The sequence below is a fragment of the Isoptericola sp. BMS4 genome (assembly GCF_011634835.1).
GTDB lineage: Bacteria > Actinomycetota > Actinomycetes > Actinomycetales > Cellulomonadaceae > Isoptericola.
This window is the reverse complement of the sequence record NZ_SIRP01000001.1, coordinates 1,843,507-1,859,933: the sequence shown is the minus strand read 5'-3', so window position 1 is coordinate 1,859,933 and position 16,427 is coordinate 1,843,507. Positions and strand designations below refer to the sequence as shown.

Here is a 16,427-nt window from a genome sequence, read left to right as displayed (position 1 = left end):
CACGACCGACTCCGCCGCGACAAGATCGACAAGACCGGCTGCGTCACCCTGCGCATCGCCGGAAAACTACGCCACATCGGCATCGGACGACCCCACGCAGGAACCCACGTCCTGCTCCTGATCCATGACCACGACGTGCGCATCATCAACGCCGCCACCGGCGAGATCCTGCGTGAGCTCACCATCAACCTCACCCGCGACTACCAGCCACGCGGCACCAACACGCAGAAATGACAATGGCCCGAACCCACATTTCGTGGGTCCGGGCCATCCCGATGTCCTGAGACATCACAATGGTCGGGGTGACAGGATTTGAACCTGCGACCCTCTGCTCCCAAAGCAGATGCGCTACCAAGCTGCGCCACACCCCGGTGCCCCACGGCTGCGCCGCCGGGCCTCGGTCAGTGTAGTGCGCGGTCGGCCCCGCTCCGCGCCGCCACGCCCCGCCGGGCCGCGGCTCTCAGAGCTGGCCGAGCGCGATCCCGGCGACGGCCGCCGCGACGCCGGCGAGCAGCATCCCGACAGGGTGCAGGACGGCGGCGGCACCGCGGCCAGCGAGCACGAGCCGGGCGGCCTCGACGCTCGCGGTGCTGAAGGTGGAGTAGCCGCCGAGGAAGCCGACGCCCAGGACCGCCTGGAGGACGCCGTGCCCCGGTGCAGAGAGGGCCCACCCCGTGAGGAGGCCCAGCAGGAAGCAGGCCGTCGTGTTCACCACGAGGGTCCCGCGCGGGACCCCTCCGTGGTGCCGGCGGGCGATCGCCGAGTCCACGAGGAAGCGCGCCGCGGCCCCCGCCCCGCCGGCCAGGGCGAGCAGCAGCGCCGCCGCCGGCGTCATGCCGCTCCCCCACGCCGGGCGCGACGGCGTCGGTGCACGGCCCCTGCGCCGAGGATCCCGGCGAGTGCGGCGAGCACCCCGGCCAGGACGCTCACGAGCGCGTACGCGGCGCCCACCGCCGGGTGCCCGTCCTGCGCGAGCCGCACCACCTCCACCGCGAACGAGCTGTAGGTGGTGAACCCGCCCAGCAGCCCGGTGCCGCACCCGAGGCGCACCAGCCGCCGCCGGCCGCGGTCCGGGCCGGAACGCAGCAGCGTCTCCAGCAGCGCGCCGAGCACGAGGGACCCCACGACGTTGACCGTGAAGGTCGTCCAGGGCCACGCGCCGGACGCCGCGGGGAGAGCGTTCTCGAGCAGGGCCCTGCCCAGGGCGCCGACCGCACCCCCGGCCGCCACGAGCGACGCCGTCGCCGCGGTCGCCGCGGCACCGCCCCGCCCTCCGCCGCCCGACGGCCCGCGCGCCGCCGTCACCGCCACGGAGCCTTCGTCGCCCGCCAGTCGACCACGCTCGTCGGCACGGTGATCACGGGCCGGTGCTGGTGGTGGGCGAGGTGCACGGCGACCGAGCCCTCGAGGAGCTCGCGCAGGTGCGCGGCCGACCCGGGGGCGCGCGTGCCCACGACGATCGCCGCGGCGTCCACGGCGCGCGCGAGGTGGGTGAGCGCCCGGTCGGGGCGCCCGGCGAGGTAGTCCAGGCGCCAGGGGACGGCGGCGTCGGCGAGCACCCCGGCCAGGTGCTCGCGCATCGTCCCGAGGATCCGCTCCCAGGAGTCGTCCGCCGCGTCCGGGTCGAGCGGGGCGTGCGTGACGCCGCCGTCCGCGTGCTCCTCGACGACGTAGCGGGAGGTGTCCACGTACGCGAGCCGCATGGCCGGCGCACCGACCGCGCGCGCCCAGGACGCGGCGGTGAGGGGGACGAGGTCCGGCTGGCCGGGGACCACACCCACGACGACGGGCCGGCCCGCCGGGTCCACCATGCGGTCCACGGCCGGCTGGGGCACGGACGTGCTGCTCATGCGGCTCCTCCTCGCACGACGGTCGGTCACCCGGCGACGCCGACGGGGCCGCGAGGTTTGCTAGGGTGAGGCCCGCGCTCCGGCGCCGCCCCGTGCACCTGGGGCGCGCGGCGGGCAGCGTGCGGGCGTAGCTCAATGGTAGAGCCCCAGTCTTCCAAACTGGCTACGCGGGTTCGATTCCCGTCGCCCGCTCCGTGAGACGATCCCGGCGCACCGTTGCCGACGGCACCGTCGCCCGATAGCCTCGAAACACACGGCCCGCACCGACGCGGATGCCGTGCTCACGACCGCGGCCCCGGCGCCGCCCGGACGGAAGGACACGGTCATGCGCCTCGCGCCCCTCGCCGTCGTCACCCGTCCCTGCCTGCCCTGCTGCTGCACCTGTCTGTAGAGCGTCCGCGTCACGCCTGACCCGTCCCGCACGGGCCGCGGCGAGCGCGCGACGCTCCGCTCCGCGACGCGTACCGGCCCCCCGCGATCCTCCTCCTCGTCCGGTGGCGACGTCGCCCTCCCGAGTCCACAGTGACGGACAGCCCTCGTGCACACCCGCGCGTCGGCCACATACCCGCACGTCAATCCGCCGGCACCGCCGGCACCACACCGACGAAGAGGACACACACCACCATGGCCCGCATCTACGAGGACGCGACCCAGCTCATCGGCCGGACCCCGCTCGTGAAGCTCAACCGGCTCTCCGCCGAGTCCGGCGCGACCGTCGTCGCGAAGCTCGAGTTCTACAACCCCGCCAGCTCCGTCAAGGACCGCATCGGCGTCTCGATCGTCGACGCGGCGGAGGCGTCGGGCGACCTGAAGCCGGGCGGCACGATCGTCGAGGGCACGTCCGGCAACACCGGCATCGCGCTCGCCTGGGTCGGCGCGGCCCGCGGCTACAAGGTCGTCCTCGCGATGCCGGAGACGATGTCCAAGGAGCGGCGCGCACTGCTCCGCGCCTACGGCGCCGAGCTCGTGCTCACCCCGGGTGCCGAGGGCATGAAGGGCGCCGTCGCGGCCGCCGAGAAGATCGCCGCCGAGCGGCCCGGCGCTGTGCTCGCCCGGCAGTTCGCCAACGAGGCCAACCCCAAGATCCACCGTGAGACCACCGCGGAGGAGATCTGGGCCGACACCGACGGCGAGGTCGACGTCGTCGTGTCGGGCATCGGCACCGGCGGCACGATCACCGGCGTGGGGCAGGTGCTCAAGGAGCGCAAGCCCGAGGTCAAGATCGTCGCGGTGGAGCCGGCCGAGTCGCCGATCCTCAACGGCGGCGCCCCCGGTCCCCACAAGATCCAGGGCATCGGCGCCAACTTCGTCCCGGAGATCCTCGACACCTCCGTCTACGACGAGGTGATCGACGTCGACGCCGAGACGTCGGTGGAGTACGCCCGCCGCGCGGCGAAGGAGGAGGGTCTTCTCGTCGGCATCTCGTCCGGCGCGGCCCTCGCCGCGGCGCTCGAGGTCGCGAAGCGCCCGGAGAACGCCGGCAAGCTGATCGTCGTCGTGGTGCCGTCGTTCGGCGAGCGCTACCTGTCCACCATCCTGTACTCCGACCTGATGGACTGACATGACGCTGCTCCGCGCCGCGCGCACCGCCGGACGCGTCCCCGACCGGGGCGGGGCGACCCCGCGCACGGGGGCGGGCGGTGACGCCTCCCCGCACCCGATGCCGCCGGGGCACCGGCCCGGGCTGCGCCACCTCGTCGAGATCCTCTCGGAGGACCTCGACGCCGCGCACGCGCACGACCCGGCCGCACGGTCCCGCTTCGAGGTCGCTCTGGGCTATCCGGGTGTGCACGCGGTGTGGGCGCACCGGATCAGCCACCGGATGTGGCACCGGGACGGTCTGCGCCTGCCCGCACGGCTCCTGTCGCAGCTCGCGCGCTGGGTCACCGGGATCGAGATCCACCCGGGTGCCCGGATCGGGCGGCGGCTGTTCATCGACCACGGCATGGGCGTCGTCATCGGCGAGACCACCGTGATCGGCGACGACTGCCTGCTGTTCCACGGCTCGACGCTCGGTGGCCGGTCGATGACGCGCGGCAAGCGGCACCCGACACTCGGGAACCGTGTGCTGGTCGGCGCGGGCGCCAAGGTCCTCGGGCCGCTGTGGATCGGCGACGACGCCCAGATCGGTGCGAACGCGGTCGTCGTCAAGGACGTCCCCGACGGGTCGGTCGCGGTCGGTGTGCCCGCGCACGTGCGGGAACCCCGCCACCGCACCGCCCGGCCGACAGCCGTCGAGGACGCGTCGGAGCTCATCGAGTACGTCATCTGAGCGGCCCTGCCGACGGCCCGCGCCCTGGAGGGCGCGGGCCCTCGTGCTTCTCGTGGCGGGATCGTCGCAGGTCACGCAGACTGGGGCCATGGTCGTCGTCCCGGTACCGCTCCCGGCGGTGGATCGAGCGCGATGACCACCGCCGCGCAGCCCGCCCCCGGCACGGCCACCGCCGTGCCTCGACGGGCGGCCGCGCGGCCCCGCACCACGCTCGGCCCGCCCCCGGCAGGGTGGCTCGGCCCCGCCGTCTTCGTCGCGCTGTCCTTCGTGCTCGCCTGGATCGCCACGCTCCCGCTCTACACGTCGGGCGACGGGCTGGACAGCGCCGCGTTCGGGTCGGTCGCGCTGCTCATGATGGCCACGCCCGCCGTCGCCGCGGTCCTCACGGTGCGGTTCGTCGACCGCGAGCGCCGCGTCTGGGCCCGCCTCGGTGTCACGTCTGCCGGCCGGCGGTGGACCGCCGTCCTGGGCTGGGTGGGGATCGCCTTCGTCGTGTGCCTCGCCGTGGTCGTGCTCGCCCTGCCCGTCGGGGCGCTGCTGGGTGCGCACCCGGCGGACGTCGTGGGGCTCGCCGGCCTGCGCGACCTCGCCGCCGAGCGGTCGACCGGCCTCGCGGACGCCCCCACGTGGCTGCTGGTCGCGGGGCAGCTCGCCACGCTGGTCGTCGCCGCCGCGACGAGCACGGTCCCCGCGCTGGGCGAGGAGCTGGGCTGGCGCGGCTATCTGTTCCCGCGGCTGCTGCGGCTCGGGACCGTGCCGGCGATCGCGGTCTCGGGAGCGGTGTGGGGCGTCTGGCACACGCCCCTGCTCCTGCTGGGCTACAACTACCCCGGCGCGCCGCCGCTCGTCGCCGTCGCGGCGATGTGCGGGATGTGCACGGTGACCGGTGCCCTGCTCGGCTGGGTCCGGCTGCGGTCCGAGTCCGTGTGGCCGGCGGCCGTGGGGCACGGGGCGATCAACGCCGCGGCGGGCGTCGCGGTCGTCTTCGTGACGCCGGGCGTGGGCGTGGACACCACGCGGGCGTCGATCCTCGGGTGGTCGGGGTGGGTGGTGCCGCTCGCGCTGGTCGTCGTGCTGCTCGTGGCCGGTCAGCTGCGCCGGCGGCCGCGCCACGCGAGGTAGTCCGCGGCGAGACGCGGGGGCGCCTTGGCGAGCCAGGCGTCCTCGAGCAGCTCGGTCAGCGCGGCCGTCTCCGCCGCCTCCAGGCGCACCAGCACGGCGGCGAACCCGTCGAAGTGCTCGATGGTGAAGCACACGTCGGGGTGGGCGGCGAGCACCGCCTCCTTCTCGCCCAGGTCCTCGACGGCGAGGGCGAGGATGTCACCCGTCGGCACCGGCTCGTCGTCTCCCCGCCGAACATGTGGTTGGTCCGGGATTCGGCGGCCGAATCCCGGACCAACCACATGTTCGACACAGAGGAAGGACATGGTCGGCTAGGGTGAGCCGCAATACCCCATACTCCGGGTACCGGGAATCGACTGCGCCATCGACGGCCGCCCGCCCCGGCTCGACGACGAGGAGCTCGCCCATGTCAGCGCTGCGCATCGGACTGCAGACCGGGTACTGGTCCCGAACACCCCCGCACGGCATCGAGGCCGCGCTGGTCGCGGCCGAGGAGCGCGGACTGGACTCCGTCTGGACGGCCGAGGCGTACGGCTCGGACGCGTTCACCCCACTGGCCTGGTGGGGGTCGCGCACCCGGCGCCTGCGACTGGGCACCGGCATCGCGCAGATGGCCGCCCGCACGCCCACGGCGACCGCCATGCAGGCACTCACGCTCGACCACCTGTCGGGCGGGCGGTTCGTGCTCGGCCTCGGGGCCTCGGGCCCGCAGGTCGTCGAGGGCTGGTACGGCCAGCCGTACCGACGCCCGCTGGCGCGCACGCGCGAGTACGTCGACGTCGTGCGCCAGGTGATCGCCCGCGAGCGCCCCGTGACCGCCGACGGCGACTTCTTCCGGCTGCCTCTGCCGGCCGACGCGCCCGGGGCCACCGGGCTCGGCAAGGCGCTCAAGCCGACGGTGCACCCGTTTCGTCCGGAGATCCCGATCGTGCTCGCGGCCCAGGGGCCGAAGAACGTCGCGCTCGCCGCCGAGATCGCCGACGGCTGGATGGCCGGCTTCTACGCCCCCCGCACCGACGCCGAGCACCGGGAGCGGCTCGACACGGGCTTCGCGGCCCGCGCCCCGGAGCGGTCGGCGGCGGACCGGTTCGAGGTCCTCGCCACGGTGCCCGTCGTCGTGCGCGACGACGTCGAGTCGGCGGCCGACCTCATGCGCCCGCACGTAGCCCTGTACGTCGGCGGCATGGGGTCCAAGGAGGCCAACTTCCACAAGGCGTCGCTCGACCGGCTCGGCTACGGGTCCGCGCTCGACGAGGTGCAGGACCTCTACCTCGCCGGCCGCAAGGAGGACGCCGCCCGCGCCGTGCCGACGGAGCTCATCGAGGAGGTCGCCCTGGTGGGGCCGGCCGACAAGGTCCGCCGCGACGTCGCGCGCTGGGAGCCCACCGCCGTCACGACGCTGCTGCTGCAGGGCGACCCGGCGTCGGTCGCCGCGGTCCTGTCCTGATCGTGCGTCGCGATCGGGACCTCGTTCGCTGCCGACGGGGTCCCGACCGTGACGCTCGACGGAGAGGCGTCGCGGCTACGGCAGCCAGACGGCGCGCCGCAGGTCGACGCGGCGGCCGTCGCGTGTCAGCGGGCAGCCCTCCGCCCGCAGCTCGGCGAGCGCCCGGTCCAGATGCCGGGCGGGCGGCGATCCCGCCGCGTTGACGACGCGCCACCACGGCACGCCGGAGCCCGCACGGGCCATGACGTTGCCCACCTGGCGCGGACCGCCGCGCCCGAGCACGTCGGCGACGGCCTCGGCGACCAGCCCGTACGTCGTCGCCCGGCCCGACGGGACGCGCTCCACGACGGCGAGCACCTCGTCGAGGTACTCCTCCGCCGGCGTCGGGGGCGGCAGCGGGGATGTGTCGGGGGCCGGCTGCTCGGGCACGGCGCGAGACTACCCCGGGCCGCCCTCGGCCAGGGAAACTCCCGAAACATTCGGTATTCCGAGAGTTTCCGTGACCGTCGCGGGGGCCGAAATGTGCTGGCGGCGCCCCTTCCCGGCGGCGACGATCGTCGGGTGACCTCCTTCGACACACCCGCACCCGACGGCTACCGCTTCCGACGACTCACCGGCGACGACCGCCGGGCCCTGATCGACCTCGACACGTGGGCCTTCCCGATGCCGACGCACGTGGACGACTTCGACGACGTGCCGCTCCCGCTGACGTGGGAGCGGACCGTGGGCGTGGAGCCCGTGGCGGGCCCCGGGGACGACGGACGGGGACGGCCGCTCGCGGGGATGCACGCGTCGTACCCGTTCTCCCGCTTCGGCGTGCCGGGCGGCGAGCTGCCCACGGCCGGCCTGACCTGGGTGGGCGTGCACCCGCAGCACCGCCGGCGCGGGATGCTCTCGGCCATGATCGACCTGCACCTGGCCCGCTGCCGCGAGCGCGGCGAGCCGCTGTCCGCCCTGTTCGCCGCCGAGGCCGCGATCTACGGGCGCTTCGGATACGGCAAGGCGGCCGACGACCTGCGCCTGAGCATCCCTCGTGGCGCCGCGCTGCGGGACGTCCCCGGCGCCGCCGAGCACACCGTGCGGGTCGAGCACGCGGACCGGGCCCGTCACGGCGACCTCGTCGCCCGGTTGCACCGGGACGCCGGGGCGTCCGCCGGCGCCACGGGCTCAACCGGCCCGGGTGGGCGACCCGCGAGACCGAGGAGCTGTGGGCCAGCTTCTGGGGCGATCCCAAGGCGCTGCGCTCCCCCGGCCAGGAGTCGCGGCGGATCGTGGTGGTCGAGCGCGAGGGCGAGCCGCGCGGTTACGCGACGTTCCGCCGCACGCTCGACTGGCAGGTGACCGGCCCCGGCGGCACGGTGCACGTCGGCGAGGTCGTGGCCCTGGACGCCGCCGCGGCCCGGGCGCTGTGGGGCGTGCTGCTGGACCTGGACCTCATGAGCGGCACGGAGCCGTTCCTGCTGCCGGTCGACGACCCGGTCACCCAACTGCTCGTGAACCCGCGGGCTGCGGGGGCGCGCACGGTGGACAACGTCTGGGTCAGGCTCGTCGACGTCCCGGCGGCGCTCGCCGGTCGCCGCTACCAGACGGACGTCGACGTGACGCTCGCCGTCACGGACGCCCGGCTGCCCGCCAACGACGGCGTCTGGCGCCTGCAGGCGGGCGCGTTCGGCGACGCGACGTGCGAGCCCGCTCAGGTGCCGCCGTCGAACGCGGACCTGGCGCTGGACGTGCGCGAGCTCGGCGCCGCCTACCTCGGCGGGACGTCCCTGGCGGCGCTGGCCGCGGCCGGCCTGGTCGAAGAGCTCACGCCGGGCACCCTGGCGGCGGCGAGCGCGGCGTTCGGCTGGCCCGTCGCACCGGGTTGCGGCTGGGTCTTCTGAGCCCGCTCCGACGCTCGAGCGTCAGTCCCCCTCAGCGCTGGCAGACGCCGCACCAGAACAGGTTGCGCCCGGCCAGCTCCTTGACGAGGACCGGTGTGCCGCAGACACGGCAGGGCAGGCCGTCGCGGTGGTAGACGTAGAACGCCAGCTCCCGCGGCACGGCGTCCGGGTCGTCGTCCGTGTTCTGCCGGGTGCGGCGGGACTCGTGCAGCGGTGCGGCGTCGTCGCGGTCGCCGGGGCGCGTCGTGACGATACGGCCGGTGTCGGCGCCGTCGCGCATGAGCACGACGAGGTCGTCCCAGATGCCGACGAGGACGTCCGCGGGCACGTCCCTGCCGGGGCGCAGCGGGTCGACGCCGGCGCGGAACAGCGCCTCCGCGCGGTAGATGTTGCCGACGCCGGCGACGACGGCCTGGTCCATGAGCTGTTGACCGACCGTCACGCGCGAGCGCCGCACCCGCTCGACGAAGGCGTCGCGCGCGGCGTCGAGCGTCCGCCGGCCCACGCCCCACGAGGCGTCCTCGCTCCGCTGCGGGCCCTCGCGGGGGTCCCGGGGCCCGTGCCGGATCGGGTCGGGACCGAGCCGCGCCTCGACGGCCGCCTTCTCCTCGCCGGTGAGCACCTCGCAGGCCGTGGGCCCGGTGAGGTCGGCGACGGCATGCTCGCCGCGCAGGCGCACCCGCACCGCCCCGCGCGGGGCGGGCGGCGTCCACTCCCCCGCGTCGTCGGCCCCGGCGGAGGACGGCCCCGCCGGGTCCGACGACTCGTCCGTCAGGGCGGTCTCGCGCTCGCCGACCCGCCTGCGCGGCGCGCCGATGGCGTGCACGACGTCGGCGGTGCCGTCCCCGGCGAACGTCCACGCGCCGTACAGTCCCAGGTGGACGCGCAGCCAGAGTTCCGGCTCGTTCGAGCTGTCAGACTCAGCGCGGGCCATCCCCCGCGCTGAGTCTGACAACTCGGGAGCGAAACCGCAGAAGAGCTGCTTGCCCCATGCCTCGGCGCGCACGAGCGTGGCGCCGTCGAGCAGCGCGGCGCCGGCGGCGAACCGGCCCTGCGGGCTGCCCACCCGCACCTGCTGCCCGGCGAACAGGGCCTCGAGGGTGCGGGCGAGGCGATGGACGGTGTGTCCCTCGGGCACGTCAGGAGATCGCGGCCACGTCGTGCGTCCGCTCGTACGCCGCGACCTTGTCGATGCGGCGCTGGTGGCGCTCGTCGCCGCTGAACGGCTCGGCGACGAAAGCCTCGACGAAGCTCGTCGACTCCTCGAGCGAGTGCATGCGGCCGCCGACGGCGATCACGTTCGCGTCGTTGTGCTGGCGGCCCAGGCGCGCGGTCTCCAGCGACCAGGCGAGCACCGCCCGCACGCCCACGACCTTGTTCGCCGCGATCTGCTCGCCGTTGCCGGACCCGCCGATGACGATCCCCAGCGAACCGGGCTCGGCCACGACGGCCTCGCCGGCCGCGGCGCACACGGCCGGGTAGTCGTCCTGCGGGTCGTAGGTGTGGGCACCGTGGTCGACGACGTCGTGCCCGGCGGCGCGCAGGTGGTCGACGAGGTGGGTCTTGAGCTCGTATCCGGCGTGATCGGCGGCGATGTGCAGACGCATGGTGCTCATTGTCCCCTACCGCCGCGGTACCGCGGCGGTAGGTCTCGCCATCGGGTGGCCGTGCCGCCGGCCCGTCGGTCCGCGGCCGTAGTGTGGGCGCCATGACTGCAGACGCCACCGGGCTGAGGTCCGGTATCGACCTGTCCGCACTCGACGACGCCGTCCGCCCGCAGGACGACCTGTACCGCCATGTCAACGGCCGGTGGCTCGCCGAGCACGAGATCCCCGCCGACCGCGCCATGGACGGCGCGTTCCGCGCCCTGCACGACCTGTCCGAGGAGCGGGTGCGCGCCATCATCACCGACCTCGCGGCCACCGAGGGCCTCGACCCGGCGTCGACGCCGGCGAAGATCGGTGCCCTGTACGCCAGCTTCATGGACACCGAGACGGTCGAGCGTCGCGGCACGGGCCCGGTCGCGGACGAGCTCGCTCAGGTCGCGGGTGCCACCGACGCGGGGGACCTGGTCCGCGTGCTCGGCTCCCTGCAGCGGACCGGGGGCGGCGGCGCCGTGGGCCTCTACGTGGACAACGACGCCAAGGACCCCGAGACGTACGTGACCTACCTGGTCCAGGGCGGTCTCGGGCTGCCCGACGAGGCGTACTACCGCGAGGACCAGTACGACGCGGTGCGGTCGGCGTACGCGCCGCACGTGGCGCGGATGCTCGGGCTGGCCGGGGTGTCGGCCGACTCCGCCTGGGGCGCCGGGGCCGACGACGCCGCCGCCCGCGTCGTCGCGCTCGAGACGAAGCTCGCCGCGCACCACTGGGACGTCGTGCGCGACCGGGACGCCGACCTCACGTACAACCCGATGACGCTCGCCGACCTGGTGGAGCAGGCGCCCGGTTTCGACTGGCGCGCCTGGGCGGCGGCGCTCGGCGCCCCCGAGGGGTCGCTCGACTCCCTGGTGGTGCGCGAGCCCACCTTCGCCACCGGCTTCGCCGACCTCTGGTCGAGCGAGCCGCTGGAGGACTGGAAGCTGTGGGCGGCCTACCACCTGGTCACCGCGCGCGCCCCCTACCTCGACGACGCGACCGTCGAGGCGAACTTCGACTTCTACGGGCGCACGCTGTCCGGCGCCCAGCAGGTGCGCGACCGCTGGAAGCGCGGCGTCTCCCTGGTGGAGGGCGCGCTCGGCGAGGCGGTCGGCGAGCAGTACGTGGCGCGGCACTTCCCGCCCGAGCACAAGGAGCGGATGGACGCGCTCGTCGCCAACCTCGTGGCGGCCTACCGCGAGTCGATCGAGCAGCTCGACTGGATGACGCCCGAGACGAAGGTCAAGGCGCTCGCGAAGCTCGAGCGCTTCACGCCCAAGGTGGGCTACCCGGTGAAGTGGCGCGACTACTCGGGCCTCGAGGTGGACGCCGACGACCTGGTCGGCAACGTCCGCCGCGCCCACGCGTTCGAGCAGGACCACGAGCTCGGCAAGATCGGCAGGCCGCTGGACCGCGACGAGTGGTTCATGACGCCGCAGACGGTCAACGCCTACTACAACCCGGGGATGAACGAGATCGTGTTCCCCGCGGCGATCCTGCAGCCGCCGTTCTTCGACCCGGACGCCGACGACGCCGTGAACTACGGCGGCATCGGTGGCGTCATCGGGCACGAGATCGGGCACGGCTTCGACGACCAGGGCTCCAAGTACGACGGCGACGGCCGCCTGGAGGACTGGTGGACGGAGACCGACCGCGCGGAGTTCGAGAAGCGCACGAAGGCGCTCGTCGCGCAGTACGACACCTTCCGCCCCGCGCAGCTGCCCGACGACGGCCCGCACGTCAACGGGGCGCTGACCATCGGGGAGAACATCGGCGACCTCGGCGGCCTGTCCATCGCGATCAAGGCCTACCGGATCGCGCTGGGCGGCTCCCTCGACGACGCGCCGGTCGTCGACGGGCTCACGGGCCTGGAGCGGATCTTCCTCGGCTGGGCGCAGGTGTGGCAGTCGAAGGGCCGCGACGAGGAGGTCGTGCGGCGCCTCGCGATCGACCCGCACTCCCCCAACGAGTTCCGCTGCAACGGCGTGCTGCGCAACGTCGACGAGTTCCACACCACCTACGGCGTGGGCCCCGACGACGCCCTGTGGCTCGCCCCCGAGGAGCGCGTGCGCATCTGGTGAGGGGTCGGGGCCCGGCCTCGGCGGTCCCTGCGCTTGGGCCGGGGCCGGGTGGGCAAGGGGTCGTTGTCGCCAGGCGCGCCATCCGCCGCTCGTTCCTCGCGGCTCCCGCCAGGCCCGACCAGCCTGGCGACAACGACCCCTTGCCCACCCGTCGGTGGTCCGGTCACGACCGCAACCGCCCGGGGACGGCGGGGTGAGTCCTGGCGGCAGCGACCCCTTGCCCACCCGTCGGTGCTCCCGTCACGACCGCAACCGCCGGGCGGGCACGCCCCGGACCTCAGCTGGTGCCGATGCCCGCCCGGGCGATGGAGAACCCGCGGCCGGAGGGGTCGTGCCGGCAGCTCATGCCGGTCTCCTCGCTGGTGCACGTGAAGTCGCCCTCGGTGCGCGAGTCGCCGTACGCGAGGACGTCCGCACCCTTGCCGGCGGCCTTCGGCTGGTCCTTGGTCGCCACGCACGGCAGCGAGACCTGGCCCTCGCCGTCGACGGTGACCATGTAGCCGGTCGTGCCCGAGCACCCCTCGACCGGGGCGGGCTGCTGGTCCAGCTCGGCGATGCCGCACGTGGCGGCGTTCTCGAACATCGTGCAGGTGATGTTGCCCGACGGCGACGCGAACGCGGCGAGCCGGGCGCCCTCGGCGGGCGCCTCCTCGCTCGGCGTGGCGGGTGCCGTCGGCGAGCCGGACGCCGCGGGGGCCGTCCCGCCCGCGGTGTCGTCGCCCGGCGACGACGACAGGACCTGCACCGCGAACGCCACCACCATGACGACGAGCACGACGTCCACGACGATGAAGGCGATCCAGCCGGCGCTGAGACGCCGTCGGCGGCGCGGCTCCTCGGGCGGCGCACCGGCCGCGGCGGCGGTGGCCGCCCCGGCGCCCGGCGGCGGCACCGCGGCGTGCGGGGACTGCGCGTACGCCTGCTGCTGGGGCGCGGCGGCGTACGCCGGCTGCGCCGGGGCGACCTGCGTCGGTGCGGCGTAGGCGGGCTGCGCGTACGCCGGCGGCGTCCCCCCGGCGGGCGTCTGCCCACCGGACGGCGGGTAGGCGGGTGCGCCCGCCGCGGGGCCGGGCGCGGCCGGAACCGGCGGGATCTGCTGGGTGCCCGGGTCCTGCGGCGGTGGCGGCACCGGGGCGTGGACGTGCTGCCCCGGCTGTGGTGCGGCGTCGTGGGGCGACGGTGTCCCGGCCTCGGGGGTGGCCGGCCGGTGGTATGCGGACGTGACGCGGCGGACCCCGGTGGCGGGCGGTACCGACGACGGCATCCCGTCGGGGCCCGGGGGCGGCGGTGGCGGCACGGTGCCGGACATCTGGACTCCCTCCAGTGACGGTGGCGCCCCGCGAGGCGTCGGTGGGCACCTCCGCGCAAGACGCACGGGGCAGGATGTCACGACCGGGTCTCGAGGGTCGAACCCGGGAGCGCACGCCCGGGCCCCCGGTGCCTTTTCACCCCGGTCGACGGGCCGGGCGAATCCGTTCGGACCGCCACGGCCGAGGTGGCATGATCGACGACGGGTCGCGACGATCTCGCGGCCGCCCATCCGCCACCGTCCGAGGGAGCATCCGTGCCCGGAGAGAACCTGACCCGCGCCGAGGCGATCGATCGCGCCGCCGTCGTGACCGCCGTCGAGTCCTACGACATCGAGCTCGACGTCACCACCGGCCCGACGACGTTCGCGTCCACCACCGTCGTCCGGTTCTCCGCGACCCCGGGCGCGACGACGTTCGTCGACCTGGTCGCCCCGACCGTCCACGAGGTCGTCCTCAACGGGCGCCCGCTCGATGTCGCCGAGGTGTTCGCCGACTCGCGCATCGCCCTGACGGGGCTGGAGGCCGACAACGAGCTGCGCGTCGTCGCCGACTGCGCCTACATGAACACCGGCGAGGGGCTGCACCGCTTCGTCGACCCGGTGGACGGCGAGACGTACCTGTACACCCAGTTCGAGGTGCCCGACGCGCGCCGCGTCTTCGCGACGTTCGAGCAGCCCGACCTCAAGGCGCCGTTCCGCGTCACCGTCACGGCCCCGGCTGCGTGGCACGTGGTGTCGAACCAGCCGACGCCGGAGCCGCAGGCCGCCACGCACGCCACCGACCCGTCGGTCGAGGCCGCCGTCTGGAGCTTCGAGCCGACCCCGCGCATCTCCACCTACCTGGTGGCGCTCGTCGCCGGCCCGTACGCGGTGCAGCGCGGCGAGCTCACGTCGTCGGACGGGCGGACCATCCCCCTCGGCGTCTTCTGCCGCGCGTCCCTGTCCGAGCACCTGGACGCGGACTACATCATGGACACGACCCGCAAGGGCTTCGAGTTCTACGAGAAGACCTTCGACGTCCCGTACCCGTTCGACAAGTACGACCAGCTCTTCGTGCCCGAGTACAACATGGGCGCGATGGAGAACCCCGGCTGCGTGACGTTCACCGAGGCGTACGTGTTCCGGTCCCAGGTGACCGACGCCGTGCGCGAGCGCCGCGTCGTGACGATCCTGCACGAGCTGGCGCACATGTGGTTCGGCGACCTCGTCACCATGAAGTGGTGGAACGACCTGTGGCTCAACGAGTCGTTCGCGGAGTACATCTCCACGCTCGCCACGGCCGAGGCCACCGAGTGGGAGGCGGCCTGGACCACCTTCTCCGCCATGGAGAAGACCTGGGCGTACCGCCAGGACCAGCTCCCGTCCACGCACCCGATCGTCGCCGAAATCCGTGACCTGGAGGACGTGCAGGTCAACTTCGACGGCATCACCTACGCCAAGGGCGCGTCGGTGCTCAAGCAGCTCGGGGCCTGGGTGGGCCGCGAGCAGTTCCTCGGCGGGGTCTCCGAGTACTTCAAGAAGCACGCCTGGTCGAACACGGAGCTGCCCGACCTGCTGGTCGAGCTGGAGGCCACCAGCGGCCGCGACCTCACGGCCTGGTCGAAGGCCTGGCTGGAGACCGCCGGCGTCAACACGCTGCGCCCCGAGATCAGCACGGACTCGGGCGGCCGCATCACCGGGTTCGCGGTGCTGCAGTCCGCCCCGGCCGACCACCCGACCATCCGGCCGCACCGGCTCGGCATCGGCTGCTACGACCTCGTGGACGGCGCCGTCGTGCGCACCGGCGAGGTCGTCGTGGACGTCGACGGCGAGCGCACCGAGGTGCCCGAGCTCGTGGGCCGCGACCTGCCCGGCCTGGTGCTGCTCAACGACGAGGACCTCGCGTACGCGAAGATCCGGCTCGACGACGCCTCGCTGGCCTTCGCGCTCGAGCACCTGTCGCGGATCAGCGACCCGCTGGCCCGCTCGCTGGTGTGGGGCTCCGTGTGGGACGCGGTGCGCGACGGCGAGACCCCGGCGTCGGCGTACGTGGACCTCGTACTGGGCAACATCGCCGCCGAGACCGAGTCCACCACGGTGCGCACCACACTGAACCAGCTGGGGCTGGCGGTGCGCTCCTACGTCGCGCCCGCCCGCCGCGCCGAGACGCTGGCACGCGTCGGCGACCGCCTGTGGGCACTCGCACAGGAGGCGGCACCGGGCTCCGACCTGCAGCTGCAGCTCGTGAAGTTCTTCACGGCGCTCGCCTCGACGACCGACCACGTGGCGCCGCTGCGCGGCCTGCTCGACGGCACGGTCGCGCTCGAGGGGCTCACGGTCGACACCGACCTGCGCTGGGAGCTGCTGCAGGGCCTGGTCCAGCTCGGCGCCGCCGGCACCGACGAGGTCGACGCGGCGCTCGCCCAGGACGACACGGCCACGGGCCGCCAGTCCGCCGCCCGCGCCCGCGCCTCCGTGCCGACGCCGGAGGGCAAGGAGTCGGCGTTCGCGTCCGTCGTCGAGCACGACGACGTCCCGAACGCGATCATCCGGGCCACGGCGGCCGGCTTCGTGCGCGTCACCGACCCGGCGGTGCTCGAGTCGTTCGTGACCCGGTACACCGAGGCGCTGCTGCCGATCTGGGACGGGCGCAGCTACCACATCGCCGAGGAGCTCATCGAGGGGCTCTACCCGGCGCCGCTGGCCTCCGTCGCGCTGCGGGACGGCGTGCGGTCGTGGCTGGACGCGCACGCCGACGCCCCGGCGGCGCTGCGGCGCATGGTGACCGAGCAGCTCGCCGGGACCGAGCGGGCGCTCGCGGCGCAGGCGGCCGACGCCTGAGCC

General features: G+C 74.4%; 16 protein-coding genes, 2 tRNA genes and 1 pseudogene. 10 read left to right on the top strand and 9 right to left on the bottom strand.

Annotated elements, in window-relative coordinates; translation table 11 throughout:
• A pseudogene (locus EYB28_RS08290) lies at nucleotides 1-234 on the top strand (IS481 family transposase); the annotation flags it as partial.
• Nucleotides 235-294: 60 nt separating this feature from the next.
• Here the strand turns inward: EYB28_RS08290 and EYB28_RS08285 are convergent.
• From EYB28_RS08285 to EYB28_RS08270, 4 genes are all read right to left on the bottom strand, one after another.
• Nucleotides 295-371: transfer RNA gene (locus EYB28_RS08285), tRNA-Pro, on the bottom strand.
• Between the two features lie 89 nt (nucleotides 372-460).
• Nucleotides 461-835: a CrcB family protein gene (locus EYB28_RS08280; RefSeq protein WP_166846528.1), complete on the bottom strand. Its 375-nt coding sequence runs from the start codon at nucleotides 833-835 to the stop codon at nucleotides 461-463.
• Nucleotides 832-1,311 (bottom strand): CrcB family protein, encoded by a 480-nt coding sequence (locus EYB28_RS08275; RefSeq protein ID WP_240930444.1) that lies wholly within the window; start codon nucleotides 1,309-1,311, stop codon nucleotides 832-834. Before EYB28_RS08275 ends, EYB28_RS08280 begins: the two co-directional genes overlap by 4 nt.
• Nucleotides 1,302-1,850 (bottom strand): universal stress protein, encoded by a 549-nt coding sequence (locus EYB28_RS08270; protein ID WP_166846525.1) that lies wholly within the window; start codon nucleotides 1,848-1,850, stop codon nucleotides 1,302-1,304. The genes EYB28_RS08275 and EYB28_RS08270 overlap by 10 nt, the downstream gene beginning before the upstream one ends.
• 121 nt (nucleotides 1,851-1,971) lie before the next feature.
• Between EYB28_RS08270 and EYB28_RS08265 the strand changes: the two genes are divergently transcribed.
• From EYB28_RS08265 to EYB28_RS08250, 4 genes are all read left to right on the top strand, one after another.
• Nucleotides 1,972-2,042, top strand: a tRNA-Gly gene (locus EYB28_RS08265).
• 432 nt (nucleotides 2,043-2,474) lie between these two features.
• Nucleotides 2,475-3,410, top strand: a complete 936-nt coding sequence (gene cysK / locus EYB28_RS08260; protein ID WP_166846523.1) for a cysteine synthase A — start codon at nucleotides 2,475-2,477, stop codon at nucleotides 3,408-3,410.
• A 100-nt stretch (nucleotides 3,411-3,510) separates the two neighbouring features.
• Nucleotides 3,511-4,122 (top strand): serine O-acetyltransferase EpsC, encoded by a 612-nt coding sequence (gene epsC / locus EYB28_RS08255; protein WP_166851971.1) that lies wholly within the window; start codon nucleotides 3,511-3,513, stop codon nucleotides 4,120-4,122.
• A 132-nt stretch (nucleotides 4,123-4,254) separates the two neighbouring features.
• Nucleotides 4,255-5,244: a CPBP family intramembrane glutamic endopeptidase gene (locus EYB28_RS08250; protein WP_166846520.1), complete on the top strand. Its 990-nt coding sequence runs from the start codon at nucleotides 4,255-4,257 to the stop codon at nucleotides 5,242-5,244.
• On the opposite strand, the gene EYB28_RS08245 is transcribed toward EYB28_RS08250, so the two are convergent.
• The gene (locus tag EYB28_RS08245; RefSeq protein WP_205710870.1) at nucleotides 5,211-5,456 is read right to left on the bottom strand and encodes a hypothetical protein; all 246 of its coding nucleotides are present in this window, start codon (nucleotides 5,454-5,456) and stop codon (nucleotides 5,211-5,213) included. The two genes, EYB28_RS08250 and EYB28_RS08245, sit on opposite strands and share 34 nt — an antisense overlap.
• Before the next feature lie 203 nt (nucleotides 5,457-5,659).
• Between EYB28_RS08245 and EYB28_RS08240 the strand changes: the two genes are divergently transcribed.
• Nucleotides 5,660-6,691 (top strand): LLM class F420-dependent oxidoreductase, encoded by a 1,032-nt coding sequence (locus tag EYB28_RS08240; RefSeq protein ID WP_166851968.1) that lies wholly within the window; start codon nucleotides 5,660-5,662, stop codon nucleotides 6,689-6,691.
• A 75-nt stretch (nucleotides 6,692-6,766) separates the two neighbouring features.
• Here EYB28_RS08240 and EYB28_RS08235 read toward each other — a convergent pair whose 3' ends face one another.
• Nucleotides 6,767-7,120 carry an MGMT family protein gene (locus tag EYB28_RS08235; RefSeq protein WP_240930443.1) on the bottom strand — a complete coding sequence of 118 codons (354 nt, stop codon included), beginning with the start codon at nucleotides 7,118-7,120 and terminating at the stop codon, nucleotides 6,767-6,769.
• A gap of 132 nt (nucleotides 7,121-7,252) precedes the next feature.
• On the opposite strand from EYB28_RS08235, the gene EYB28_RS20310 reads away from it, so the two are divergent.
• The gene (locus EYB28_RS20310) at nucleotides 7,253-8,032 is read left to right on the top strand and encodes a GNAT family N-acetyltransferase (RefSeq protein WP_240930442.1); all 780 of its coding nucleotides are present in this window, start codon (nucleotides 7,253-7,255) and stop codon (nucleotides 8,030-8,032) included.
• Entirely contained in the window at nucleotides 7,930-8,574 is a 645-nt protein-coding gene (locus tag EYB28_RS20305) for a sterol carrier protein domain-containing protein (RefSeq protein ID WP_240930703.1), read from the top strand. The genes EYB28_RS20310 and EYB28_RS20305 overlap by 103 nt, the downstream gene beginning before the upstream one ends.
• Before the next feature lie 31 nt (nucleotides 8,575-8,605).
• On the opposite strand, the gene EYB28_RS08225 is transcribed toward EYB28_RS20305, so the two are convergent.
• Complete coding sequence (locus EYB28_RS08225; RefSeq protein WP_166846518.1) at nucleotides 8,606-9,712, bottom strand: Fpg/Nei family DNA glycosylase; 1,107 nt, start codon at nucleotides 9,710-9,712, stop codon at nucleotides 8,606-8,608.
• A 1-nt stretch (nucleotide 9,713) separates the two neighbouring features.
• Complete coding sequence (locus tag EYB28_RS08220) at nucleotides 9,714-10,181, bottom strand: ribose-5-phosphate isomerase (protein ID WP_166846516.1); 468 nt, start codon at nucleotides 10,179-10,181, stop codon at nucleotides 9,714-9,716.
• A gap of 101 nt (nucleotides 10,182-10,282) precedes the next feature.
• Here EYB28_RS08220 and EYB28_RS08215 point away from each other — a divergent pair, with 101 nt between their 5' ends.
• Nucleotides 10,283-12,295 (top strand): M13 family metallopeptidase, encoded by a 2,013-nt coding sequence (locus tag EYB28_RS08215; protein WP_166846514.1) that lies wholly within the window; start codon nucleotides 10,283-10,285, stop codon nucleotides 12,293-12,295.
• A 277-nt stretch (nucleotides 12,296-12,572) separates the two neighbouring features.
• Here EYB28_RS08215 and EYB28_RS08210 read toward each other — a convergent pair whose 3' ends face one another.
• Nucleotides 12,573-13,604: a hypothetical protein gene (locus EYB28_RS08210; protein ID WP_166846512.1), complete on the bottom strand. Its 1,032-nt coding sequence runs from the start codon at nucleotides 13,602-13,604 to the stop codon at nucleotides 12,573-12,575.
• 255 nt (nucleotides 13,605-13,859) lie between these two features.
• On the opposite strand from EYB28_RS08210, the gene pepN reads away from it, so the two are divergent.
• Nucleotides 13,860-16,424: an aminopeptidase N gene (gene pepN, locus EYB28_RS08205; protein ID WP_166846510.1), complete on the top strand. Its 2,565-nt coding sequence runs from the start codon at nucleotides 13,860-13,862 to the stop codon at nucleotides 16,422-16,424.
• The last annotated feature ends 3 nt before the right edge of the window (nucleotides 16,425-16,427 follow it).